A 26,030-nucleotide genomic window follows, 5' to 3' on the forward strand; every position below is an offset into this window, starting at 1 on the left:
TCGTCAGTATAGGTATATGTTAAACGTAATGATTACTATTATCAATCATTATGCTTGAAGGTACCAAAAGTCGGTACCCTCATTATAGTTTAATCTAGACGATTCACCCTTATTCCATTGTGTTCAGCCAGCCATGCCTTTATGCGGACCAGCCTGCAGTTCATACATTTGGTAGTACTTCCCTTTCAGTTCCATTAATTCCTCATGTGTACCTTGCTCAGCAATCCGCCCTTTTTCCAGTACAAGAATTTGGTCGGCATTTTTTATCGTGGAAAGCCTATGTGCAATGATGAAGGTCGTTCTCCCTTTTTTCAGCACCTCCATACCCTCCTGGATAATTGCCTCGGTTTCGGTGTCGATGCTTGCTGTCGCTTCATCCAAGATCAATATGGCCGGATTGAATGCAAGGGCACGGGCAAAAGAGATTAGCTGCCGCTGTCCGGAAGACAGCGTTCCGCCTTTTTCGATCACGGGTTCGTCAAGCCCTAAAGGAAGATGCTTCAGCACTTTGTCCCCCCCGACATCTCTTAATGCTTTTTCAACCATTTCCCTTGTGATGCCTTTATGATTCAGACTGATATTGGAGGCGATGGTACCAGTAAATAAATAGGGATCCTGAAGGACGATCCCCATATGCTCCCTAAGCGTCTGATGTGGGATATCCAATATATTTCTGCCATCGATTTTGATCTGGCCTTCACTGCTGTCATAAAAGCGGAACAATAAATTCATTATGGAACTTTTTCCTGAACCGGTGTGGCCAACTAAAGCGACCGTTTCCCCTTGTTTAGCGGAAAAGGAAATGTCTCTTAACACATATTCTTTAGCCTTATAACCAAAAGAAACATTTTCGAATTGTACGTTTCCTTTGTATCTGGATATGTTTTCATCACTGACTGCCAATCCCTTCTCATCCAATAAGCTGAACGTCCTCTCCCCTGCAACAAGCGCCTGTTCAAGATTAGCGAACTGATTGACGATTCCATGAAGCGGATGTAGCAGGCGGCTGATTAAATCAACAATGGCATACATCATCCCTAAGGAAATGGCCGAACTCGCTGTAAGGGAAATCCCGCCGAAATACCAGACGAAGGCCATCAGCGCCAAAACCTTAATGACGCCAATCAAGTTTCCACCCGTCAACGAGTTCAAATGGAGCATTTTATTTTGATAGGAAAAATGCTCCCGGTTCAGATTTTCAAAAGATTGCTTCGTCTCCTTTTCACGTCCAAATGCCTGAATGATGTTCATACCAGAAATGGATTCATTGATCATCCCATTAATATCGCTGACCCGTTCCCGAATGATGTGATTATATTTCGAGGCGAATTTACGGTATACCATCGTCCAGATAACGATGATCGGAATGAGTAGGAGGCCAATGGTACCGACTCGTGGATCCAGAATAAACAATGCAATTAGAACGCCGAAAATATTAATGGTACTCGAGAAGAAGTTGGCGAGCACGGTTACATATAATTCCCGGATCGCTTCCGTATCATTAGTGACCCTTGCTACAATTTTACCCGCTGGCATATTATCAAAATAACGTATCGGAAGACGGGAAATATGCCTAAAAATATCATTTCGCATCTTCTGTATGATTCGGTTTGCCGCTTTCTGCAAATAAAAACTCTGGCCATATTGAAAAATGGAGGAAAGAATGACAAGGCTAAAATAAAAAGCCACAAGCTTAATGATCCGCGGGATTTCCGGTTGATAAAATCCCATCACTTCCTGACTCGTCAATTTCACTGCTTGCGCACGTTGCTCTTTCCCGTCTTTCTTGATGATCAATGATTGGTTCTCCAAGGTTCTGCGCCCATCGATAGGGACAGCTTCATCTACGAAGGCAAATTGATTGCCAACCTGCAGAACATGGACTTCCCTGCCTTTCTTCTCACCTTTTGCAAAGTAATCAGCCCGTTTATACCATTTACCATCATATTTAACTGCATCTTTTCCTTTACCTGCTTCATGCCAGGAAGATTCGATGCCAAGTATATGTGAATCGATGATTTTCTTGGCAACGAAAGGACCCGTTAAATCAGCCGCTACCGAAAGTGCAAGCATGATCAGGGCGCCAATGATCAATTTTTTATAAAGGGCAGCATAATTAAAAAGTTTCTTTACGACCTTCATGCCTTCACCTCCGTTCCTTCGTCAACCTGCTGTCGTTCATATTGCTCGCTATACCAGCCATCATTCAGCAGTAAATCCGCATGAGTCCCCTCTTCGATGATCTTTCCGCTGTCCAATACGATAATCCTGTCCGCGTGCTGAACGGCTGATAAGCGGTGGGTTGTTATGATGGTCGTTTTCCCTGCCCGTTCATTTTGGATATTTTCGATGATCGTCGTTTCCGTTTTTGCATCGACAGCGGATAAGGAATCATCCAATATAAGGATTTCCGGATTTTTGATCAATGCCCTGGCAATCGAGATCCTCTGCTTTTGCCCACCGGATAGAGCGACACCCTTCTCACCGACGAGTGTCTCCAGACGGTTTGGCAGCATCATTAAATCCTTCTCAAAATCCGCAAGCCGGATAGCTTCAGCCAGTTCATCTTCCGTTGCATCCATTTTACCGAATAAGATATTTTCCCTAACAGTCTTCGAGAATAAAAAATGGTCCTGTGGAACATATCCGATCCATTTACGGATATCTTCAAGGTGCAGTTGCTCCAGCGGCTTGCCTGCAAAAGCGATTTCACCCGTTCCTAAAGGATATTCCCGCAGCAATTGCTTTACGAATGTCGTTTTTCCACTACCTGTTTTCCCCACTATCCCCAATGTTTGACCGCGCTCAAGCTGAACGGAAATATCGGATAGATTCACAACCGTTGAGGAAGGGTATGTAAAATGCACTGAATTGAATTGGATATTCCCCGGGTTCGTAATACTCTCCAGCCCCATTGAATTCTTCACATCCGCTTCATACGAAAGGGTATCCTGAACACGGTCTAGCGAAGCATTTCCCCTTTGCATGACATTGATCAGTTCACCCACCGCGATCATCGGCCAGATTAACATGCCTAGGTATACATTGAACGAAACAAGTCCGCCAAGCGTTATGGCTTGTTGAAACACAAGATAAGCCCCATAGCCCAACCCGATTAAATAACTGATGCCTATGATAATGCTGATTGTCGGATCAAAGAGGGCGTCGATCCTTGCCACGGCTAGGTTTTTGCGATATACATCCTCGGTCATTTCCTCAAATCGCTTTTCGTCTTCCCGTTCCTGGACATAGGCCCGGATAACACGGACACCAGAAATGGATTCCAGGACCTTGTCATTTAAAGTGCCAAAAGCTGCTTGTGCCTCCGTAAAACGCTTGTAAATTTTCTTCACGTAAATTTGCATCAGCACTGCCATGATCGGAAGCGGCAGTACCGCCGCAATCGTTAACTGCCAGCTGATCGTGGCTCCCATCATGACCACTACCGTGATGGTGAACAGCACCGCGTCTACGAGGGTCAATATCCCGAAACCAGCTGTGAGGGATATTGCCTTTAAATCATTCGTTGCCCTTGCCATTAAGTCTCCTGTACGGTTTTTTTCATAAAAACTCGGCGTCATTTTCAGCAAATGGCCCATAAACCCTGACCTTAGTTTCCGTTCGACCAAGTTTCCGCCGCCGAATAACAGATAGCTCCATAAGTAACCAAATAGGTAACTGCCGATCAGTAACATGAGCAAATAAATAACGTATTTCATGACCCCTTCCTGCGTCATGCTGCCATTGTTCATATCATCGATGGCATTCCCGACAAGTTTTGGCGGGATAACCTCCAAGATATTCACTAGACATAGAAATAAAATCGCCCAGGTGTAACGCTGCCACTGTTCTTTAAAGAACCAGGACAGTTTTTTAAAGATTGCAAACATGAATTCCCCTCCCTTTTGGTCAAACCTTTCACTCGCTAACCGCTTTCTGGATCTCCCGGCTGCAATAAAATTTCCAATGTCTTTTGTCTCATTTATAGTTCCTCCTATCCTTTATATGGAAAGGGTGCTAATGCACCTGGATCCAAAATGCCAAAAAGCCCCCGCCAATTAGCGGAAGCTTTTTTAGATGCGTAATAACACATATAAAAGCGCAGGCCGCGAAAAATCCACAACCTGCGCTTTAAAATCGAATGGAAACGAGGAATCCTATGTCTGGAAAGACAAGGTCTCAGGGCAGGCGGACGTATGATATTCAATTGTGACATCACTGTGCTTAGCTGATTTAGTCATGACGTTCGCCTCCTTTCCCATTGATTAATGGTAATTTTTAACTTATTTTTAAAGATTACTACGTTTGCATATTTTTGTCAATTGTGACTTTTCTAGATTATTGATGGATAATCCTTTATTCTAATAAGAATGACGCAACCTAAGGAGGTTCAGCATATGCAATGGAGAAAATATATACTCCTGGCGGTTCCCTTTTTATTATCAGCGATTTTCATCTTATTTGCCGTACCGCTCCAATATAGATTTTTATCCTTCATTCCTGTGTTTCTTTTCTGGATAGTTTATTATATTTTATTGTACCGGGAAAAGAAGAAAAAAAGATGACATCACCTGGGGGCGTTGCAAATGCAACGCCCCTTTCTTGACGGTTCTGCATATAATGATCGAAAAACATCCGTGGTGAAATGTATGCTTCCCCAATATTTGCAAAAGCTGTTGGGTAAACACCCCGCCAAAACAAAACCGATCATCGATGCTGAAAGATTTGACGCGCTAAAATCCCGTTTACAAAAAGAGCTCTTTCAGCCTGTTGATGAGTCAAAAGCTTTTTTCCCCGAGGAAGCCGCTCTGATAAAAAGCATTCGAACCGAAACGGCTGCCTTGAACCGGAACAATATCACAAGAACACAAGCCTATCTTGCCTTTTACAATCGCAACCCAGAAGTCCACTGGTCCTTTTTAGCACATATGGTTTCGCGGAATGGAGGATACCATATGACTGACTTGAAAAGTTCAAACATGACCCACCTCCTTGACAGAGAGGAACGGCAGAAATTTTTCCTTTTCCTTGAGCGTGCCAATTCAGCCATATTTGCAGATGCCTTCCCCCAGCTTCTTTTATATGAACATTCTAAACGAAAAGAAATTCCGCTAAGAAGGTATTTACCAGTATTCCGCATTTCAAGATTCATGGCCCCGATTTGGGAATCTTTCATCGAAGAGCCCCATTCCCCCCTTTTGACAACGGCCCTTATCATTAATGAACAAAGAACGCTTCAGGAAAGGATATTAAAACGCACCCGTCATGGTGAAATCCTCCGCAGGCTTGATTTTCAACTTCAGGAATACTTAGGCTTCATGAAAGTGATCTTTCCTTATGCAAACAAGCAAAAAGGACTTCATTCCTTGACAGGACTAACCGTCGAACGATTTGCCGACCCGAAAAAGCGTATTGAAACGGGGAAATTATTATATGGGCTTCTTTTTCAGCATCCGGTGGTTTTTCGCGGTGTTGGCCAGTTTACAAAGGAGATTCCCCACACGGGTTCCAGAGAGGATTACTGGGCAAGCATATATACATCTGATGGATCCACGTCAAAAGATGATAAAATCTACAGCCCCACTCTTCATGATGCATGGAAAGATCAACTATTCTTTCCTCCCCATTCCTTTGATTGGTTCACGAATGAAAGCTTCATGGAAGATTTACGAAGTTTACCGAACATTAAAAAGGAGGACCTCACCAACGAGGTGCTCGAAAATGCCAAACAGCTCAAAACCCTTAACGAAATAAAAGCCATTTTCTAGCTTGATGCCTCTTACTTTGAATATCCCATCCCCCATTTGGCAAGAATGGTTAGCAAAAAGAATGGGTGAATCAAATGAGAGGCATTGTACTATTGAATCCGAATTACAAAATCGGGGATTTACATACGGATGAAAGCTTTGCAATCCAAAAGATCGTGACGGACAAGTATATGGAAGAGAATAATATTTCCCCGGTCATACTCAATCCGTATCAAATCCACCCTTATTACACCATCCCGCATGAGCTTCTATCCAATTTACAAAGTAAAAAAACGGGGCAAATCGATTGCCTTGTGCTTCACTCCCTGGAAACCATTGAACGTTTCAACTATATTTACCCTGAAAAATGGCTTGAGTTATGCGGATATTTCAAAGGAATCATCAATGTCACGACTCAAACTCCCGTTAGGAAATATGAAGCAAAATAAAATCATGGTACTTAAGTCGCTGTAGTGAATTAGGGTTATAGCCATTAATATTTCATGTACAAGACCTCTTTCCAAGTACCTTGGTTTATGTTCCCCTTTTTTGATGGAGCGCCCCAACACTCATCCCTCTTATGATTGCCGTTGTGCCGCTTCGCCCCCCTTATCTATTACCCCCCCTTCGGATTCATCGGCCTTTATATTTATATCAACTTTCCCAATTATAAGATTACTAGGAATTATATAACTACAGAACATTCTTTTGGAAATATAGATAAATTTACGGATAAAGCATAGAAAAATAAGTTAATTTTATATATCATTGGAGATAGGAATTTTCTTATTTTTTACTTTTACTAGAAAGGAATGTTAATGATGGCCAAAGAAAAAAAGAAAAAAACCCCAATTCCTTTCCGACTGAACTTTATGTTCTTTTTAATATTCATTTTATTTTCAAGCTTAATAATCCGGCTTGGCATCGTCCAAATCGTATATGGGGATGATTACCTCCGCGAAGTCGACCGAACGGAAAACGATGTGGCCAATACCCCCGTTCCCCGTGGCAAGATGTATGACCGCAACTTGAATCCGGTCGTTGATAATGAGCCGCGTAATGCCATCACCTATACGAAATACCCGAATACGAAAACGGCCGATATGGTGAAGACGGCAGAGGTCCTTGCCACCTTGATAGAAAAGGATACCAAAAAGGTAACCCTGCCGGATAAAAAGGATTTTTGGATTTTAAAGCATCCGAAAGAAGCCGAAGCCTTGATCACCAAGGCCGAGAAGAAGAAAGTAATCGAAAAGAAACTGGAGCAAAAAGATTTATACAAACTTCAAATGGAACGGGTAACCGATGAGGATATCAACGAATTCACCAAGGATGAATTGGAAGTGATCGCCATATTCCGGGAATTCAATAGCGGCTATGCCCTTGCACCGTCGATCGTGAAAAATAAAGATGTCACCACTAAGGAATTCGCCAGGGTCAGTGAACATTTGGATGAAATGCCAGGCGTGGATGTAACGACGGATTGGGAAAGGACTTATAAGTATGACGAGACCCTCCGCTCGGTTCTTGGCAAGGTCTCTTCTTCCGAAGAAGGCATTCCCAGTGAAAATATCGACTATTATCTGGCACGCGACTATACCAGGAATGACCGGGTCGGAAAAAGTTATATCGAAAAGCAATATGAAGATGTCCTCCGCGGTCAAAAGACGCGGATTGAAAATGTGCTGAGCAAAGGGGAAGTCATCAAAACGAATACCCTCACTGAAGGGCAAAGCGGAAAAGACTTGGTCCTTACAATTGATATGGAGCTGCAGCAGCAGGTTGAAAAAATCATCGAGAACGAATTGCGCAAAACCAAGGCTAAGGGAAATACCTACCTTTTGGATCGTGCCTTCGTCGTTTTAATGGACCCGAATACAGGCGAGGTGCTTACGATGGCCGGCAGGCAATACGGCCGTAACAGTAAAACCGGATTGACCGAAATGAACGATTTTGCCCTTGGAAACATTACGACCTCCTATACGATGGGATCATCTGTCAAAGGGGCCACTGTCTATACGGGCTTTCAGACAGGAGCCATCGCACCAGGGTCAGCTTTTTTTGACAGGAAACTCCATTTAGCAGGGGCTAAGAAAGGATCTTATAGTGATTTGGGTTATGTAACCGATGTCTCTGCGTTAAAGAAATCGTCGAATGTCTATATGTTCATGACGGCGATCAGAATTGCCGGCGGGCATTATATCCCTAACCGGCCGTTAGGAATCAATCGGGAAGCTTATGCCATCATGCGGAATCATTATGCCCAATTTGGATTGGGTGTCCGTACAGGAATCGACCTGCCAAATGAATCCGTAGGGTTTAAAGGCGTCGATATGTCAACAGACGGATTGCTGCTGGATTTATCGATTGGCCAATATGATACATATACACCTATGCAATTGGCACAGTATGTTTCGACGATTGCAAATGGCGGAAAAAGGCTTGAGCCACATATGGTCAGGGAAATCAGGAATCCATCCAACGAACACAATGAATTGGGCAGCGTCTTTAAAACAATGAGTCCCAAAGTATTAAACGACTTAGGCGGGAAAGACGTTTGGATGCAGCGTGTCCAGGAAGGATTCAGACAGGTCGCCCAGGAGCCAGGCGGGACGGCATATAAATATTTCGGCGGGAAATCCTACCGCGCGGCAGCAAAAACGGGTACTGCCGAGGCCTTTTACGACGGACCGCGGAGAAATCAATATAGCGCGCCAGTCCCTACTATCAATCTGACGCTTGTAGGTTATGCACCTCACAATAATCCGGAAGTGGCATTTTCTGTCGTCGTGCCATGGGTTTATCAAGGCAAACCCTCTGATGATATTAACAAACGGATTGGGCGGGACGTAATGGACGCCTACTTTAAATTGAAGGAAAAAAGAGCAAAAGGTGAATCTGATGCAGATAAAGCAGTAGAAAGCACTCAATGATGAATACAAAAAAGGCCTGCTAGATTACGAGCAGGCCTTTTTTAATGTTACATTTATTCCAGCTTTTGAACGAATTCCTTATAAAGGGCCCTAAGGGCATCTCCCCTGCTGATGATGCCCACGACTTTATCATTTTTGTCCACGACGGGGATTTTCTTGAAATGATGCTTGGAAAGGACCTTTATCAATTCATCTAGCGGATCTTCGGGAGATAGCTTTGTAATCCTTTTATTTTTAATGATTTGTGAGACTTTATCATTCATTTTGGATGTAACCTTTTCATCCAATTCTTCACCGGGAAGAACCGTAATGTAGGTGAAATACCCCATGATGGCTTCCTCTGCAGGTGTCAAGTAACGAAGGATATCCCCGTCCGTCACCATTCCCAATAGCTTATCATGTTCATCCACGACGGGGACCCCGCCCACTTTATTTTCGATCAAGATCCGCAGAATTTCCTTTAATGTAAAATCAGGACGGGCTACAAAGACTTCCCTTATCATGAAATCCTTAACTAACATATTACCACCCCTTTTTTAAGTTTGTACGTTCTGTATCCATCTCTCCTCTATTAATACCCTTACTTACTCTATTTAAAAACCCTTGCCGCCTGAACTGCCTTTTTCCAGCCATTATATAAATCCTTCCGTTCCTGTTCTTCCATCTCGGGTTCGAATTTCTTATCGACTGCCCATAGCTTTGAAATCTCTTCCTGACTTTCCCAATATCCGACAGCGAGCCCAGCTAAATACGCCGCTCCTAACGCTGTCGTTTCACTAATAACGGGTCTTTCGACTGGCACATTCAGGAGGCCGCTTTGAAATTCCATCAAGAAGTTGTTTTTGACAACCCCGCCATCGACCCTCAATGCCTTTAGGTTAATCCCTGAATCGACTTCCATGGCGCTAAGGACATCTTTTGTCTGGTAGGCCAATGCTTCCAATGTTGCGCGGACGAAATGCTCCTTCGATGTCCCCCTTGTCAGTCCGAATACAGCTCCCCTGACATCACTATCCCAATAAGGGGTGCCTAATCCAACAAATGCGGGAACTACATAGACACCATCGGCTGAAGTGACCCGCAAAGCATACTTTTCACTGTCTTTCGGATCATGCAAGAGTTTCAGTCCATCCCTTAACCATTGTATGGCCGAACCTGCGACAAAAACACTTCCTTCCAAGGCATATTCGACTTTTCCATTCAGGCCCCATGCAATCGTGGTCAACAGGCCATGCTCTGATTTCACTGCCTTTTCTCCTGTGTTCATCAGCATGAAGCATCCGGTGCCATACGTATTCTTAGCCATTCCTTTTTCAAAGCATTCTTGGCCGAACAATGCTGCCTGTTGATCTCCCGCCGCTCCGGCAATCGGGATTTCATGCCCAAAGAAATGATGTGGCGCTGTTTTCCCGAATATCTCCGATGAAGAACGAACATCCGGAAGCATCGATCGCGGCACTTGCAGGATTTCCAGCAGCTCTTCGTCCCACTTCAGGTCATGAATGTTATACATCAGCGTCCTTGAAGCATTCGAATAGTCTGTTACATGTGATTTACCACCCGAAAGTTTCCATATCAGCCATGTATCGATCGTACCAAACAATAAGTCTCCGTTTTCAGCCTTTTCCCGTGCCCCATCTACATAGTCGAGAATCCATTTCACCTTTGTACCGGAAAAATATGCATCAATCAATAATCCGGTTTTCTGCAAGAATAAGCCATCGAGGCCTTCATTCTTCAATTGCGTACAAATTTCGCTTGTTTGCCGGGATTGCCAGACGATGGCATGATGAATCGGCTGACCTGTTTCCTTGTCCCATACCACGGTCGTCTCCCGTTGATTCGCTATGCCAATTCCAGCGATCTGTTCAGGCCTTACATTCATTTCCGATAGACAGGAAGCGATTACCGATAAGATGGAGCCCCAAATTTCATTGGCGTTATGCTCCACCCATCCTGGATTTCTGAAGTATTGGGTGAATTCCTTTTGGGCAATATGCAAAACTTCCCCGCTTTTATTAAATAAAATGGCCCTGGAACTTGTCGTTCCCTGGTCCAATGATAGAATGTAAGTCTCCATGGCTGTCTCCTCCTGCACTTAAGAAAAGGTTCATTTCAGCTTAAGTGTCATGCTGTTTTTTCTTTCTACATTTTACTAGATATACCCGTGAAAACAAAAAATATATAAACTACAGCAGAAAACTGAATAATATTGGCAGGTTAAGAGTTTATCTTTTACAATGAAAATAAGTGGATAGGAGGAATGGAAATTGAATAATCATGAAATAGATTTTAAGGTATATGGAGATGACATGCAGTTTGTTGAAGTGGAATTGGACCCTCAGGAAACGGTGATTGCCGAGGCTGGAAGCTTAATGATGATGGAAGATCAAATCAAGATGGAAACCATCTTTGGTGATGGGTCTTCAAATGGTGACAGCGGAATGATGGGTAAGCTATTCGGGGCCGGGAAACGGCTACTTACTGGTGAGAGTCTTTTCATGACGGCTTTTACGAATGAAGGACGAGATAAAAAACACGTTTCATTCGCATCGCCATATCCAGGTAAAATCATCCCGATGGATTTAAGCGAGCTGGGCGGGAAAATCATATGTCAAAAAGACGCGTTCCTGGCGGCCGCAAAAGGCGTTTCGGTCGGAATTGAGTTTCAGAGAAAAATAGGGGCAGGCTTCTTTGGCGGCGAAGGCTTCATCATGCAAAAACTAGAAGGAGATGGAATGACCTTCGTTCATGCCGGCGGCACCATCCATAAAAAGGAATTGGCAGCAGGGGAGATTTTACGCGTCGATACAGGATGTTTAGTGGCAATGACTAGCGGGGTAGATTATAATATTGAATCTGTAAAGGGCGTGAAAACCGCTTTGTTCGGCGGCGAAGGTTTATTCTTTGCAACATTAAAAGGACCCGGAACAGTCTGGGTGCAATCTTTGCCATTCAGCCGGCTTGCCAGCCGTGTATTTGCTGCAGCGCCGCAAAATGGAGGATCATCCGAAGAAGGCAGCGTAGCTAGAGGCTTATTCAATTTATTCAACGATAAATAAGAACCGGACCAATGGCTGCCATCCTGGCAGTCATTGATCTCTTTTGAAAAGGATGGGTAGCTACATGCAGCTTGTTAAGTGGTCCTACATGAGACGCTATAATATCAGGGCAATTTTTGATCAATTCCCGAATTCGCCTGTTATTTTCCGGAAAATAAGAGATTACTATTTTGTTTATACCGTTCACTGGACAGCCGCCGATGCCCCTATCGGCATAAAAGAGCTTGAAGAAATGGAACAGCTGCTCAACCGTGAGCTCGGGACTGAACTGCAATATCTCTACCGAAAAAAATGAGTTACTCCTCGTACATCATTTTTCTTGTCATGCCTCCATCGACGATAAGATCCTCACCCGTAACGAAATTATTTTCCGTTGCCGTCAAATAAAGACAGGCCCTTGCAATATCGTCCGGTTTGCCAACCCGATTGGAAAAATGCTGCTGGTGATCTTTATCCCTCAGCGATTCATAATCTCCCGTTTCAATCCACCCCGGAGAAATCGAATTGACCGTAATTTTCTCTTTGCCCAAAGAAGATGCAAGCGCATGTGTCAATGCTTTGATCCCTCCTTTGGTTGCTGCATAGGATTCTGAATCTGGCTCAGACATCATCGCTCTGGTTGATGCTATATTGATGATCGCACCTCCCATTTCATTTTTCCGCATCGATTCTGCCGCGGCCCGGGAACAAAGGAAAACACTGCGCAAATTCGTATTCATCATATCGTCCCATTCCTCTATCGTCAGATCATAAAGCGATTTGAATAATGCCTTTCCTGCATTATTGATTAATATATCAATGGTCTTGTATGTTTTTAGAGTTACATCCATCAATTGTTGAATGTCACCTTCCCTGCGTACATCCGTTTTAACGAACATGGCTTCATGACCGTTACTATTGAGTTCTTCCACACACAGAAGTCCTTCCCGCTCGTCCAAATCTGCGAGAACGACTGAAGCGCCGCTTTCTGCATATCCCTTTGCCACGCCTCTCCCTATCCCATTCGAAGCACCTGTTACAATAACCGTTTTATTTTTGAAACCCATTATTCCAACCTCACTTTCACAGCCGCTTTTCCCTATCATAATATCCAATCCGCTCCACTTCAAACAATTTTGACCTAACTAAAAATCCTTTTCTTTATCATCAATAATCAAAGGACCCTTATATTTTTGTAGCTGCCCTAAAGTGATGTATGATAGATGGTAACAACAAGTATGAGCCAGAGTGAAAGGCATCCGCTATTATCTTTCTTACAGTGTAAAAATCTATATTGGAGGAATGTAAAAATGGACTTATTAAAAAATGTGTTTTCTTTAGGATTAGGTGCTGCCGCTTCTACAAAAGAGCAAATTGAAAAAACGGTGGACTCTCTTGTCAAAAAAGGCGATATCAGCAAAGAAGACTCCAAGGTCCTTATTAAGCAATGGGTCGAAAAAGGGGAGCAAGCCCAAAAGCAGCTGGATGATTCCGTTAAGGCCAAAGTCAATCAAGCGCTCAATGGCCTAAACTTGGCAACTAAAGAAGAAGTCGAGGAATTGGAGCGCCGTATAGTAATTTTGGAGAAACAGAACCAAAACTTACAACCTTGACAGGAGGTACTTGAATGTTTCGCAAGCGACTGAAACACGCACATCGTTACCAAGAAATCATTAATGCCTTCTTGAAAAATGGGTTTGGTTACTTCATCTATCGCCTTGGATTATCCGAGAATAAAGCGGGATCGAAACTCCAACCCGATGAAAACCTGAACCTCCGCTCAATCGGAGAGCGGCTGCATACGATATTACAAAGCTTGGGACCTACATTCATTAAACTTGGTCAGATTGCAAGTACGAGGCGTGATTTCGTTCCTGACGAAATCGTCCGCGAGCTTGAAAAGTTACAGGACCAGGTCACCCCCTTTCCATTTGATAGGGTCCGCAAAATTGTCGAGGCCGAATTGGGTGATTCTTTGGAAAACATTTTCCTTGAATTTAATGAAACCCCACTGGCAACCGCTTCAATTGGACAGGTTCATACGGCTCGGCTTCCATCACTGGAAGTCGTAGCAATCAAAGTGCAGCGGCCAGATATTCTGCCGACTGTGGAAACGGATTTGGAAATTCTCGATGATTTGGCAAGACTTATGGAAGCACGCATATCTTGGGCAAGACGCTACCAAATCAGAAAAATGATTGATGAATTTGCTAAATCACTCCGCGCAGAACTTGATTATAACTCCGAGGGTCGAAACGGGGAAAGAATAGCCAAGCAATTCATCAATGATCAAGGGTTTAAAGTACCAAGGATTCATTGGGAGTATTCCACAAAAAGGGTCCTGACAATGGATTTCATTCAGGGAATTAAGATCAATCATTATAAACAGCTTGATGATGAAGGTTATGATCGCCGGCAAATCGCGGAAAGATTAGCGAACTCCATGCTTCATCAAATATTGATCGATGGCTTTTACCACGGTGATCCCCACCCAGGCAATATCATCATATTGCCTGGGAATGTCGTCGCACTCATGGATTTTGGAATGGTGGGACGTCTGGAGGAAGAAACGAAATATCAGTTCGCCTCGCTTGTCATCAATCTGAAACGCGGAAGCACCAATGGATTGATCAAGACGCTTTCAGATATGGGTCTCTTGACGGACGAAATAGATATGGCCCCCTTAAGGGGGGATATTGATGAACTGCGAAATAAATATTATGATATCCCATTAAGCCAAATCAGCTTAGGCGGAGCAGTCAATGACCTGTTCACGGTTGCCAATCGTCACCAAGTCCAAATCCCACCCGAATTCACGATGCTCGGCAAGGCTCTGCTTACAATGGAGGCCATTGTCGAAGGATTAGATCCGAATTTCAGCATCATGAAGGCAGCTGAACCTTTTGGGGAAAAGCTTTTTAAAGAACGCTACAACCCCAAAAACATTGCGAAGAACGTCTGGAATCAATTCATCGAGTCTGCTGAAGCCATTGCCGAACTGCCCAAGGATATCAGGGAAGTGACAGGCATCATTAAAAAAGGGAAATTGCGGCTCGATATCAACATTCCCGAACTTCAAGTTTTTTTACATAAGCTTGATCAAATCTCGAACCGGCTGTCTTTCAGTATCATCCTGCTTGCATTCAGCATAATCATGGTCGGTCTCATTATCGGCTCGGCAATAGGCGGGGAAACCTTGATCCTTTGGAAGATACCGGTTATCGAAATTGGTTTTGTCGTTGCAACCCTGATGTTCTTACTCATGCTCTACACTATTTTCAGATCCGGAAAAATGTAAAACTCACTTAAAACGGGATTCAGATTGGTCTCATCCCGAACGTGGAGTAGGAAGCAATTTATCATGGAAACCATAGCCCAAAAACCAGCGGTAAGCCATATTTGTTTCAACATCTTCAATTGTTTTACTCATTGATCGAATTCCGATTGAAAGTCAGTGAGTGTACAAGCAAAAAAAATGTAGACAAACTCGATTTTCATCGAGTTTGTCTACAATCAAGGGAACCCCTTTGGTAAAGGGGTTCCCTTTTCTTGATTTGATTCATTGGTTATTTATCCGACGTTCATATGAAACGGCATACGCACTGTGGCGAAAATGTAAAATCCGGTCTTCCGTGCATTCGATTCCTTCAGGAATATTGGTTGGATCAAACAATAAAGTATCTTTACACACTTCCGATTTTTTCGAGATCATTAAATGCCCTATCGTGATTACTTGTTTATCTTCCGACCAAGCTTTAGTCGGATCGTCAGTCGGGTCATTTTCCCCTCCTATTTGGATGTTCAATTTAAAGCCCACCGGTCCTTCTTTAAGCCTTTTTTCCATTTCTTCATCCAGATACTCCGGCGACTGCTCGGCAACCTCCCCTTTTTCTAACATACTAAGGCCGGCATCTGGCACCCACTCATACTTGATTGCCTGCCGCCTTCCTTCCTTGTTAATGAAATAGAATGCGTGAATGGAGTAATATTGGCACGTTGAAAAGCTGGCTGGAGAACGCATTTCTTTAAGCATTTGTAGGCTTGCCTTGCTTTCAGGGTATTTCCACAGGATTTTTGCAAGCTCTTTCAGATTGGGGAAACCTTCCATTGCGGATTGGAAAAAGCCAGCAATATCAACAAACGCTTGCGGTGTTTTCGCAAAGAATAACGGAATGGTCACAGTAATAAGATCTGACACCTTTCCATTCGGCAAATGAAACTTGACTGCCATGCCCTTTACAGGGGAAATGGCATCAGGATGGCTTGGAATCGGTGAGCTATTTGAAAACCGAATGATTGCCGGCACGGCTTCATCCTGTAGATGCGAAGCGACCGTTAAGGGGGACGCTTTTCCGTTTGGGGTAAAAACCCCCTCATAAACATATCCCCTTGCATGCACACGCCGATAACCAGGATGTGTTCCTGCTACATTTTCAATCACATTTATTGCTTCCCTGGCCAGTTCAGGTTTGTAGTCGTCGGTTCCTTCCATGATACTCACCCCACCTTTTCAGATTATTATCCATTATTACATGTACCCCTTATTCCATTAGCTTATTCTTTCTTGAATCACCGAAAGCATTGATTGCAAAAAAACACCTGGCGCTGCAAACATATGTCATATCTTTATGGACACGTGATTTTATCCTTTAATTCTAGAACCGTTCAAAATGATTGGCATATACAGATCTCTTTTTCTTCCACTATAAAAATACTCATTCCTGTTCCGGCTCTACCTGTGAAAGGATCACATGGGTAACGGTTGCTGCAAAAGGAATGGTCCGATTGATGAATTCCTCCACTTCTTCAAGGCTCTGAGTGTGGATTTTCAGCATAAAGCAAGCCTGCCCGGCAATGCGATAACAAAAGTCAACATTCGGTACCTTGGAGATATACTTTTTGAATTTCTCATATTCCCCATTTTTTATCGTAGCTTCCACGATACACTCAATTGGAAAACCGATCTTTTTATGATCAATCTCGGCAACATACCCTTTAATGATCCCGAACGACTCCATTTGCCGTACCCGATCGGCAACGGTTGGGGCCGAGAGGTTTACTTTCTTTGCCAATTCCCTCATGGAGATTCGGCTATTCAACGTCAATTCGGCAAGGATGCTCTGGTCTTTCTCATCTATTTTCATTTTTAAATTATTTCCCTTCTTCTCTTTACATTCATTCATTATTAAACCACATTACTTTACAAACGGAATTAAAATTCCTGGATTTTTATAATAGGATTATCTCAAAGGAGAGATGTTCATGACAAGAATAAAAAAATCATCACAGGGCTCCAGTCCATTTCAAAGATTATTTCATTCTGAAGAGATTTCGGATAAATGGTCGGATCTCGCAGATTGCATATCTGCAGATGGGAAACTTTCGGGAAAATTGAAGGAAAACGTCAGAAGGGTGCTGGCATACGGTAATGGCTGCTCATACTGTCAGGCAAAAGGGACTCCGCTAAAGCCGGAAGATATGAAAGAAAGCTATGCAATTGCCTTTGCGGAAGTATTTCTCTTGCAACGTGAAAAAACGGAGGAAAAGTTTTTCCAAGTATTGAAGGAAGTGTTCAGTGATGAAGAGATTTCTGAACTATTGGCATTCATTTGTTTTACAACCGCCCAGCAATATTTCGGCGCTTTGATGGATTTAAAATAACACAAAAAAAGGAACAGGCCTTCCGCCTCGTTCCTTTCTGTAAAAAACCTACATTCTACCCTTCATTAGTTTGAACGATATCCAAATCCTTTATCATCATCAATTGAATGACCGCCTAGGATTTCGCACCATGATCCTCCATTTCATTGATTCTTGGAAGAATGGAGCGTGAAGGTACCGGGGATGTCAAAACCACAGATGTATTCAGATGTCCATAAGGTATTAATCGATCTATCAGTAATCTCATGCTGTCCATATCAGCTAAAGCCGCTTTCAAAAAATATCCAACTGTTCCTGTTACACGGTGGCACTCTATAATGTCTAAATCATTTTTCACTAATTGCTCAAAATCGGTAACAGGGACCTTAAGTTCACTCACCTGAATGAACACAAGTACACCCCTTCCAATTGCCAAAGGTGAAACCCTTGCGCTGAACCCCTCAATGATCCCCTTTTCTTGCAGGCGGTACATTCGTTCAGAGATGCTAGGTCGACTGAGAGCCAATTTCTTCGATAGTTCACTAATCGTAATGCGTCCATCTTTTTGTAAAAGTTCCAGTAAACTGACATCTATTTCATCCATGAAGCAACCGCCTTTCATAATGAAGGAATATAAGCATATATTTCTTTAAAATGTTGTATGGATAGCGAAAAATACATTCTTTTTTGTATGTAATTTTAACAGTTAATATTCTATCATTAAAATAATCAAATAGAAAAAGAAAATTCAGAATTTACCAAAGGGAGGAACCTGCATTGACTTTTACGAAAATCCCGGTTCGACAAAACATCGAAAGCATTAGCCCATATGTTTCCGGCAAGCCCATTGAAGAAGTGCAACGTGAACTTGGCCTTGAAACGATCGTTAAATTGGCATCCAACGAGAACCCATTCGGTTACTCACCTCTAGCAAAAGAAGCCATGCTTACCGAAATGGAGCAAACTTCCTTTTATCCTGAAGGTATGGCGCCTGCATTAGCTGAAAAGCTGGCAAGGAAATTGAAGATCAATAAAGACCATATCATTTTAGGTAATGGATCTGATGAAGTGATACGTTTGTTGACACGAACCTATATCCAACAAAATGATGAAGTCATCATGGCTGATGTGACTTTTCCACGGTATGAAACGAATGTATTGATTGACGGCGGCACACCTGTAAAGATTCCTCTTATCAATGGTGTACATGACCTCCAGGGTATGTATGAAGCCATAACAGAGAAAACGAGAATGATATTCGTCTGTAATCCCAATAATCCGACAGGAACGATCGTTCAAAAAGAAAAGTTGCGCTCTTTTATCGAGAAGGTGCCGAAACATATTTTACTGATCGTTGATGAAGCATACTATGAATATGTCGATGATGCAGAATATTTAGAAACCTTGCCATTTCTCAATATGCATTCAAATCTGGTTATCTTACGAACTTTTTCAAAGATTTATGGACTTGCTGCATTAAGGATTGGATACGGTTTAATGGATGCCTCCATCATACAAGAGCTAGTTAAAGTGAAGGAACCCTTCAATACCAATCGTTTAGCACAGGCTGCGGCATTCGCTTCCCTCGACGACCATCCATTTGTTAAGAATTGTGTTCGTAAGAATGAGGAAGGAAGAAGATATTTAGAGAATGAACTAAGCAAGATGGGTTTAACCTTCTTCCCTTCACATGCCAACTTCTTGATGGTCAAATTGAACCAGCCTGGCAGGGAGATTTTTGAGAAGTTATTAATCCAGGGTGTCATCATCCGTTCAGGTCATTTGCTAGGCTATGAAAATACCATCCGTGTGACCATCGGCACTCCGCTTGAAAACGAGAGATTCATAGCATCCTTACAACATATAATCAATAAAACATCTGGAGCATGACCACTCGAAATGAAGTTGCACAATATCAGTGATCAGTAATGAAAGATACGACATGGACGCCTATGCCCCTGTCGTATCTTTTACGTGGATTTATTTAGCGATATTCTTTTCTATAATAGGTGTTTCCTGTTTGTCCACACTTTTAAATTTAAAAATCGAAATCGAGATTAAGGCAGCCAACACAATCAGGCAAGCAATGATACTGATTCGATTCTGATCGCTGAACACGAACGTGACACAAATGATGCTTAACGTGATTACGGTAAACAAGGTTACATATGGAAATCCCCACAATTTAAAACTCGGAGCTTTGGGATATGAATTGCGAAGTTTAAGCTGCGCTAAGCAGATGCTGATCCATACAAGTGATACTACAAAACCCGGAAACGCCATTAATAGAGTAAATGCCTTGTCCTGTGCAACGAAAGTAATCATGGAGCCGACGACCAATACACCTGCACTTAATAGCAAACTGTACAAGGGAACGCCATTTTTTGATACATAAGAGAACGACTTGGGAGCTTCCCCTTCTGCAGCTAAAGAATGCAGCATTCGGGTACACCCATATATCCCAGAGTTAGCGGCTGATAAGACGGCCGTAATCAAAATGAAATTCATGATATGTGCAGATCCCTGAAAACCTGACATTGACAACACCTGTACAAACGGACTTGCCTGGTCGCCAATTTCATTCCACGGAATCAAACCGCAGATTACAAGTATCGGTAAGGTGAAGAATAATACAACTCTCCAAATATAGTTTTTAATGACCTTAGGTAAAATGCGTTCTGCATCCTTCGCTTCCGTTACCGTCACCCCTATTAACTCGGAACCGCCATAGGAGAACATGACGATCAGTAATGCCGAAAAGATGGACATCCACCCATTCGGGAAAAATCCTCCATGCCCTGTGAAGTTTTGCAGATAATTAGATCCGCCGCTTGGGATCACACCAAATAAAATACAGGCTCCCAATATGATGAATAAGATGATCATTGTAATTTTAATGCCGGCAAACCAAAATTCGAATTCACCATAATTTTTGACATTCATCATGTTAATCCCAATGATGAAGGCCGCACACCCTAAACTTAATATCCATAGCGGGATTACCGGGAGCCAATACTGCAAAAAGCTTCCTGCCACCACTACCTCGATGACACAAACGGACAGCCACATAAAACAATACATCCAGCCTACGATGAAGGAAAAGCGCTTACCGAATGCTTTCTGAACGAAGCCTTTCATATTCGTATTTGGATAGACAATTGCCATTTCCGCTATGGCACCCATGACTACTAGCAATAACAATCCTGCAAAAATATAAGTGAATATGACTCCTGGCCCTGCTAACGATATGGTTTCGGCACTTCCTTTAAAAATCCCAGTACCTATTGCCCCTCCCATTGCCATCATGCTAATATGCCTCGGCAATAATTTCTTTTGCAATGACCCACCATTTGACTCCATTTACATTTGCCTCCTTCATTCCATAATTTTCTCGTATAAATTAAACCCATTTCAATCGTTGAATGGCGAATAGATTTGTTATCTCATCAACCGTTATGGTTTAGGAGTGGAAGGATCCAAAGCCTTATTGAAAACTCTATACTTCCCCAAAGTAAAAATGATATCAATATGCCGATGGTTTTACAAGAGGGAATCATTGCAGGCCAAGGTCAAACCGGGACAGAATTCCAAATGGAGTGAGTTTACCGATAGCCTTGCCTTTCGGGGACAATTACCAGGTTTTTGACTCCATTAAGATAAATCATTCTAATCGGGGATTACATTGGTAATCCCCATGACTTTACCTTTTCCTATTTATTTACGATGTGAATGGCATGTCCCAAAACTGCCTCAGCCGCTTCCAGCCACCCCTCGGTCAAGGTTGGATGGGGATGCATGCTGAGTGCTATATCTTCGACCCGAGCCGCCAGCTCAAGGGCAAGGACCCCTTCACCTATAAGGTTGGAAGCATCAGCACCTACCATATGCATTCCGAGCAATATATGGCTATTGGCATCCACGATCACTTCTGCAAATCCGTCCGTTTCATCCGTTGCAAGCGCCCTTCCGTTGGCACTGAACGGGAATTTGCCAACCTTGACGCTGTATCCCTGTTGTTCAGCTTCTTCACGGCTTAAACCAACACCAGCTATTTGTGGTTCCGAGAAGATTACATAGGGAACATAAGGCGAGTCAACGGCACTCGGCATCCCCGCTATCACTTCAGCTGCCACGATTCCCTGTTTGGACGCTCGATGGGCAAGAGCCGGACCAGGCGTGGTATCACCGATGGCAAAGATGTGCGGGACATTTGTACGGCATTCCATATCCACTGCTATATGGCCTTTCTCTCCAACCGTCACTCCAGCCCGATCCAGGCCAATTTCTTCAGTGTTAGGGACCCTGCCAATTGTAACCAGGGTCTTTTCGCTCACGATCGCTTCCGTCCCCTGTTCTTCCGAGGAAACAAGAAGATGCACTTGACCATCCACTACACTCGCTTTCTCTACCCTAGAGGATGTTTTGATATTGATCCCAAGCTTCTTGGCATTCCGGGTGACTTCCTTTACCAGGTTTTCAGCAACGTGGGGGAGTATGCGATTGTCCATCTCAATGATGGTCACTTTAGTACCCAGCTTTGCAAATGCCATACCCAGCTCGATTCCGATATATCCTCCGCCAATGATCGACAAGCTTGCTGGAACTTCCTTCAGTTGCAAAGATGAAGTCGAATCCAATATATATTCTCCATCGACTTTAATGAAGGATGGAATGAAAGGCCTGGACCCCGTCGCAATAATTGCCTGTTCAAACTTGTAGGTTTCAAAATCGCCATCGGTTTCAACTCCAATGCGGTCATCGGATAAAAAAGTTGCTTGGCCTTTAACCACCGTCACTCCGTTTTCCTTACACAAATGGGCAATACCTTGCCCCAACTGGGTTGTGATGCCCGCTTTCCAATCCTGCCAAACTCCCAAGTCCATAGTGGTTCTTTCCTGAGGCAGCTGGATTCCCATTTTCCCTAAATCATTAAGCCCATGATATCGATCAGCTGCGTGAATCAATGCTTTTGAAGGTATACAGCCCCGATTAAGGCAAACCCCGCCCAGTTTATCCTTTTCAACCAGTACGACCGATTTTCCTAACTGGCCGAGACGGATAGCCGCAGCATATCCTCCCGGACCTCCTCCCATGATGACAATATCCGTCTCAACAGCAACTTCCCCTACTACCATTTATCTCATCTCCACAATTAAACGAATTGGATTTTCCAGCAATTCCTTGATTTTATTGGTAAATTGTACCGCTGTTACCCCATCAATCAAACGATGATCGAAAGAAAGAGACATATTCATCATTAACCGGATAACACCTTCCAAATCGCGAACGACCATGCGATGTTCCATTTTATGCAAAGCTAAGATGGCCGCTTCCGGATAGTTAATGATCGGGGTAGCGTGCATCCCTCCGATCGGTCCTACATTGCTGATGGTAAATGTACTGCCTGTGATTTGATCAATACTCAACTTTCCTTCACGGGCTTGAGTTGCCAGTTGCCTGATTTCATCAGCCAGTTGGAAAATGGTTTTTTGATCGGCATGTTTGATCACTGGAACAATGAGACCCTCATTTGTATTCGTCGCAATTCCAATATGATAATAATTTTTCAGGATGATTTCATTGGTTCTTTCATCAATTGAAGCGTTTAATGTTTTGAACTCCTTTAAGGCGATGACAATGGCTTTAACGAAAAACGGCAAAAAAGTCAATTTTATATCCTTATCATCTGAATACTCCTTTAATTGATTTTTAAATTCCTTCAATCGGTCCATTTCCAATTCATCTACATGGGTTACATGAGGAATGGTCGAAACGGACTTCACCATATGTTCAGCGATTTTTTTACGAATCCCTTTAAGCGGAATCCGCTCTTCCCGCTCATTTCCCATTATCGGGGCCAACTCTTGACCTGTCTTTTCATCATGCTGTTTAGCCTTTTCCCGTGTATATGAATCATTTTCTTTAAACTGCTTTAAGTCACTTTCGGTAATTCGCCCAGCCGGACCGGAGCCTTTAACCTTCTCGATATCAATCTTCATTTCCCTGGCCATTTGACGCACGAATGGTGTTGCCAGCGCACGCACTGCCTGATGATGGTGTTTAGTCGTAATATGCTCCGCATTGACATTTACATCACCGGATTGCCCGACTTGGTTTTCTTCTTCATTAATGTCTGTAATCGGAACTGACACATCGTTCTCTTCCTGAATTGTGAATATAGTGGTCCCCACTTCCACGATATCCCCTACGGAAAAAAATATTTTCTTAACCACTCCCGCTGCCGGAGCTGTCAATTCCGCATTGACTTTATCCGTTTGCACCTCAACAATGGGTTGGTCCTGTTTTACCGCATCCCCTTCCTTGATGAGCCATTGGATAATTTCCCCTTCATGCATCCCTTCCCCTACATCAGGAAGTTTAAATTCCATCATGCGTCATCCTCCTTCTCCTTAATCCATTAAAATGTTATCGTTTCGACAATTCCTTTTTTTACACGGTCAACAGTCGGTAAATAATGATCTTCAATTGTAAACGGCGGAACCGGTACATCAAATCCTGTTACACGCTTAATCGGCGCTTTCAGGTAAATAAGAGCTTCATCATTAATGATGGAGATAATCTCCGCACCTAATCCGGCAGTCTTGTGGGCTTCATGGACGATTAATGCACGACCTGTCTTTTTAATGGATTGCACGATCGAATCCCTATCTAAAGGGTATAAAGTTCTAAGATCGACCACTTCACACTTCCATCCTTTTTCTGCTTCAATCTTTTTCGCGGCATTCAATGCCTCCCTTAACATGGCCCCCCATGCAAAAATGGTCAGGTCGCTACCCTCCTGGACCACTTTTGCTTGACCGATTGGTATTCGGTACTTTTCGTCGGGAACTTCTTCCTTAAAAGCCCGATACAATTTAGTCGGTTCCAAAAAAATCACAGGATCTGGATCTTCCAGCGCTGAAATGAGCAGCCCTTTTGCGTCATATGGATTACTGGGTGCAACCACCTTTAAACCAGGAGTATGGGCAAAGAAGGTTTCGACACTTTCGGAATGAAGTTCAGGACCCCTGATTCCAGCACCATATGGCGTACGGATTACGAGGGGCACCCCAAATTGCCCACGAGTACGATACCTCATACGGGCAGCATGGGAAACGAGCTGCTCGAACCCCGGATAAATAAAGGCGAGAAACTGGATTTCCACTATGGGCAGCATCCCGTTAAGAGCCAAACCAATGGCAGAGCCGATGATTCCGGATTCAGCTAATGGCGTATCCACAACTCGATCTTTTCCATACTTCTCATAAAGTCCTTCCGTCGCTCGAAAAACCCCGCCATTCACTCCAATATCCTCACCCAAGATCATCACGCGATCATCATGACCCAGCATTTGGTCCAGCGCTTCCGTAACAGCCTGGAGCATCGTTAAATTTTTGCCCATCATTTCTTCCCGCCTTTCCTTAAGATTTGGTTCAATTCCTGCTTCTGTTCCTTTAGATGCCATGACTCCTCGGCATATACATGGTTAAACATTTCAAGCGGGTCGGATTTCGGATATGCTTCGGCCCTTTTAAGGTGAGCATCGATCAGTTCGTTGAATTGCTTTAACACCAATTCTTCCTGCTCTTCATTCCAATGACCCTCTTTATTCAAATACTTTCTAAGGCGTGTAATGGGATCGCGGTTTTCCCTCCAGAACGTTGAAATTTCGTCCTGATCGCGATATATGTTCGGATTATCTGCAGTAGTATGGGCGCCATAGCGAAATGTAATGGCTTCGATTAATGTAGGTCCTTCCCCTTTAACCGCTCTTTCGACAGCCTCCTTTACAGTCATCCATACGGCAAAAATATCATTTCCATCCACCCGCACCCCATGGATGTCATAAGCGGCAGCCCGCTGGCATATTGTTTTTGATGCCGATTGCTTTTCAAAAGGGACACTGATTGCGTAGCCATTATTTTGGCAGAAAAAGATTGTCGGGGTTTTATAAACGCCGGCAAAATTCAGTGCTTCATGAAAGTCCCCTTCAGAAGTCGCTCCATCGCCAAAATAGGCAATGCTAACATTCTTTTCGCCTTTAAGGTTACTTGCCCAAGCCGTTCCGACTGCATGAACCATTTGAGTGGCAATTGGAACACTTGGAGGCAATATCCTTTTTCCTTCTGGACAAATCGAACCATCAAAATGCGCCATCCAGTATAGGAAAACACGGTATAATTCCTGTCCATGAATGATTGCGGCTCCATGATCACGGTATGTGGGAAACATCCAATCCCCTGCCGACAATGCTAAAGCGCTTCCTGCTTGGGACGCTTCCTGCCCTTCGAAAGGTGCATAAGTCCCTATCCTGCCTTGGCGCTGGAGATTAATTGATTTTCGGTCAAATGTTCTGAGCAGGAGCATGCTCTCATACATCTTTAACATAAGTGATTTATCGATTTTTCCATCAATCGCTTCAATGATTTCCCCATCAGGAGTCAATACACGAAACATTTCCGGCTCAACTCCACTTGAATGCGCTTTCATTATTGGGTTTCCCGTCTTTTCCATTTCATTTCTCCCCTTAAGATAGATTTGTTTCGCAAACTTTCCTAGGTTTTGAACAGTCATGAAATAACAGCCCAAAATGTTTTTATTGGTCTTTCTGTCTGTGATTAAATGCTGTTTCATAAACTACATTTCCTTATATAAAAGGATAATACATC

Annotated in this window: 23 protein-coding genes and 1 pseudogene; 10 read left to right on the plus strand and 14 right to left on the minus strand. The window is 43.3% G+C overall.

From position 1 onward, the window contains the following. Positions 1–123: 123 nt before the first annotated feature. Both J7I90_RS06735 and J7I90_RS06740 read right to left on the minus strand, forming a co-directional pair. Entirely contained in the window at positions 124–2,142 is a 2,019-nt protein-coding gene (locus J7I90_RS06735) for an ABC transporter ATP-binding protein (RefSeq protein WP_214769588.1), read from the minus strand. Further along, positions 2,139–3,890, minus strand: coding sequence for an ABC transporter ATP-binding protein (locus J7I90_RS06740; protein ID WP_214769601.1), 1,752 nt, complete (start codon positions 3,888–3,890; stop codon positions 2,139–2,141). Before J7I90_RS06740 ends, J7I90_RS06735 begins: the two co-directional genes overlap by 4 nt. 507 nt (positions 3,891–4,397) lie before the next feature. On the opposite strand from J7I90_RS06740, the gene J7I90_RS06745 reads away from it, so the two are divergent. The 4 genes from J7I90_RS06745 to J7I90_RS06760 all read left to right on the plus strand — a co-directional run bounded on the left by J7I90_RS06745 (position 4,398) and on the right by J7I90_RS06760 (position 8,680). After that, a complete protein-coding gene (locus tag J7I90_RS06745; protein WP_214769604.1) occupies positions 4,398–4,565 on the plus strand; it encodes a hypothetical protein in 168 nt (55 codons plus the stop codon). A 21-nt stretch (positions 4,566–4,586) separates the two neighbouring features. Then, positions 4,587–5,768 carry a DUF2515 family protein gene (locus tag J7I90_RS06750; protein ID WP_214769607.1) on the plus strand — a complete coding sequence of 394 codons (1,182 nt, stop codon included), beginning with the start codon at positions 4,587–4,589 and terminating at the stop codon, positions 5,766–5,768. A gap of 74 nt (positions 5,769–5,842) precedes the next feature. Continuing rightward, on the plus strand, positions 5,843–6,196 hold the full coding sequence (locus J7I90_RS06755; RefSeq protein WP_214769610.1) for a hypothetical protein: 354 nt from the start codon (positions 5,843–5,845) through the stop codon (positions 6,194–6,196). A 372-nt stretch (positions 6,197–6,568) separates the two neighbouring features. Then, a complete protein-coding gene (locus tag J7I90_RS06760; RefSeq protein WP_214770148.1) occupies positions 6,569–8,680 on the plus strand; it encodes a peptidoglycan D,D-transpeptidase FtsI family protein in 2,112 nt (703 codons plus the stop codon). Between the two features lie 53 nt (positions 8,681–8,733). Here the strand turns inward: J7I90_RS06760 and J7I90_RS06765 are convergent, their stop codons facing one another. Both J7I90_RS06765 and glpK read right to left on the minus strand, forming a co-directional pair. Beyond that, the gene (locus J7I90_RS06765; protein ID WP_214769613.1) at positions 8,734–9,201 is read right to left on the minus strand and encodes a CBS domain-containing protein; all 468 of its coding nucleotides are present in this window, start codon (positions 9,199–9,201) and stop codon (positions 8,734–8,736) included. 68 nt (positions 9,202–9,269) lie between these two features. Continuing rightward, positions 9,270–10,760 (minus strand): glycerol kinase GlpK, encoded by a 1,491-nt coding sequence (gene glpK / locus J7I90_RS06770; RefSeq protein WP_214769626.1) that lies wholly within the window; start codon positions 10,758–10,760, stop codon positions 9,270–9,272. 190 nt (positions 10,761–10,950) lie between these two features. On the opposite strand from glpK, the gene J7I90_RS06775 reads away from it, so the two are divergent. Both J7I90_RS06775 and J7I90_RS06780 read left to right on the plus strand, forming a co-directional pair. After that, complete coding sequence (locus J7I90_RS06775; protein WP_214769658.1) at positions 10,951–11,742, plus strand: TIGR00266 family protein; 792 nt, start codon at positions 10,951–10,953, stop codon at positions 11,740–11,742. Positions 11,743–11,830: 88 nt separating this feature from the next. Continuing rightward, positions 11,831–12,037 carry a hypothetical protein gene (locus tag J7I90_RS06780; protein WP_222620127.1) on the plus strand — a complete coding sequence of 69 codons (207 nt, stop codon included), beginning with the start codon at positions 11,831–11,833 and terminating at the stop codon, positions 12,035–12,037. Position 12,038: 1 nt separating this feature from the next. Here the strand turns inward: J7I90_RS06780 and J7I90_RS06785 are convergent, their stop codons facing one another. Next, positions 12,039–12,788, minus strand: coding sequence for a glucose 1-dehydrogenase (locus J7I90_RS06785; RefSeq protein WP_214770151.1), 750 nt, complete (start codon positions 12,786–12,788; stop codon positions 12,039–12,041). Positions 12,789–13,031: 243 nt separating this feature from the next. Between J7I90_RS06785 and J7I90_RS06790 the strand changes: the two genes are divergently transcribed. Then, on the plus strand, positions 13,032–13,334 hold the full coding sequence (locus tag J7I90_RS06790; RefSeq protein WP_214769661.1) for a phasin family protein: 303 nt from the start codon (positions 13,032–13,034) through the stop codon (positions 13,332–13,334). A 14-nt stretch (positions 13,335–13,348) separates the two neighbouring features. Further along, positions 13,349–15,019: an ABC1 kinase family protein gene (locus J7I90_RS06795; RefSeq protein ID WP_214769664.1), complete on the plus strand. Its 1,671-nt coding sequence runs from the start codon at positions 13,349–13,351 to the stop codon at positions 15,017–15,019. A 54-nt stretch (positions 15,020–15,073) separates the two neighbouring features. Here J7I90_RS06795 and J7I90_RS27260 read toward each other — a convergent pair. From J7I90_RS27260 to J7I90_RS06810, 3 genes and pseudogenes are all read right to left on the minus strand, one after another. Next, positions 15,074–15,163 (minus strand): annotated as a pseudogene (locus J7I90_RS27260) (transposase); the annotation flags it as partial. Between the two features lie 117 nt (positions 15,164–15,280). Next, on the minus strand, positions 15,281–16,213 hold the full coding sequence (locus tag J7I90_RS06805; RefSeq protein ID WP_214769667.1) for a catalase family peroxidase: 933 nt from the start codon (positions 16,211–16,213) through the stop codon (positions 15,281–15,283). 223 nt (positions 16,214–16,436) lie between these two features. Beyond that, entirely contained in the window at positions 16,437–16,865 is a 429-nt protein-coding gene (locus J7I90_RS06810) for an Lrp/AsnC family transcriptional regulator (RefSeq protein ID WP_214770154.1), read from the minus strand. A gap of 118 nt (positions 16,866–16,983) precedes the next feature. Here J7I90_RS06810 and J7I90_RS06815 point away from each other — a divergent pair, with 118 nt between their 5' ends. After that, entirely contained in the window at positions 16,984–17,382 is a 399-nt protein-coding gene (locus tag J7I90_RS06815) for a carboxymuconolactone decarboxylase family protein (RefSeq protein WP_214769670.1), read from the plus strand. Between the two features lie 115 nt (positions 17,383–17,497). Here J7I90_RS06815 and J7I90_RS06820 read toward each other — a convergent pair whose 3' ends face one another. Further along, complete coding sequence (locus J7I90_RS06820; protein ID WP_048687446.1) at positions 17,498–17,965, minus strand: Lrp/AsnC family transcriptional regulator; 468 nt, start codon at positions 17,963–17,965, stop codon at positions 17,498–17,500. A 173-nt stretch (positions 17,966–18,138) separates the two neighbouring features. Here J7I90_RS06820 and hisC point away from each other — a divergent pair, with 173 nt between their 5' ends. Then, a complete protein-coding gene (gene hisC, locus J7I90_RS06825) occupies positions 18,139–19,251 on the plus strand; it encodes a histidinol-phosphate transaminase (RefSeq protein WP_214769673.1) in 1,113 nt (370 codons plus the stop codon). Between the two features lie 90 nt (positions 19,252–19,341). Here hisC and J7I90_RS06830 read toward each other — a convergent pair whose 3' ends face one another. From J7I90_RS06830 to pdhA, 5 genes are all read right to left on the minus strand, one after another. Then, the gene (locus J7I90_RS06830; RefSeq protein ID WP_214769676.1) at positions 19,342–20,721 is read right to left on the minus strand and encodes an amino acid permease; all 1,380 of its coding nucleotides are present in this window, start codon (positions 20,719–20,721) and stop codon (positions 19,342–19,344) included. Positions 20,722–21,071: 350 nt separating this feature from the next. Further along, on the minus strand, positions 21,072–22,496 hold the full coding sequence (gene lpdA / locus J7I90_RS06835; RefSeq protein ID WP_214769679.1) for a dihydrolipoyl dehydrogenase: 1,425 nt from the start codon (positions 22,494–22,496) through the stop codon (positions 21,072–21,074). Further along, a complete protein-coding gene (locus J7I90_RS06840) occupies positions 22,497–23,753 on the minus strand; it encodes a dihydrolipoamide acetyltransferase family protein (RefSeq protein WP_214769682.1) in 1,257 nt (418 codons plus the stop codon). A 26-nt stretch (positions 23,754–23,779) separates the two neighbouring features. Then, complete coding sequence (locus J7I90_RS06845; RefSeq protein WP_214770160.1) at positions 23,780–24,763, minus strand: alpha-ketoacid dehydrogenase subunit beta; 984 nt, start codon at positions 24,761–24,763, stop codon at positions 23,780–23,782. Next, positions 24,763–25,875, minus strand: coding sequence for a pyruvate dehydrogenase (acetyl-transferring) E1 component subunit alpha (gene pdhA / locus J7I90_RS06850; protein ID WP_251025117.1), 1,113 nt, complete (start codon positions 25,873–25,875; stop codon positions 24,763–24,765). Before pdhA ends, J7I90_RS06845 begins: the two co-directional genes overlap by 1 nt. Positions 25,876–26,030: the final 155 nt, after the last annotated feature.

This window comes from Bacillus sp. ISL-57 (assembly GCF_018613135.1).
In the GTDB taxonomy this organism is placed as follows: domain Bacteria; phylum Bacillota; class Bacilli; order Bacillales; family DSM-1321; genus Peribacillus; species Peribacillus frigoritolerans.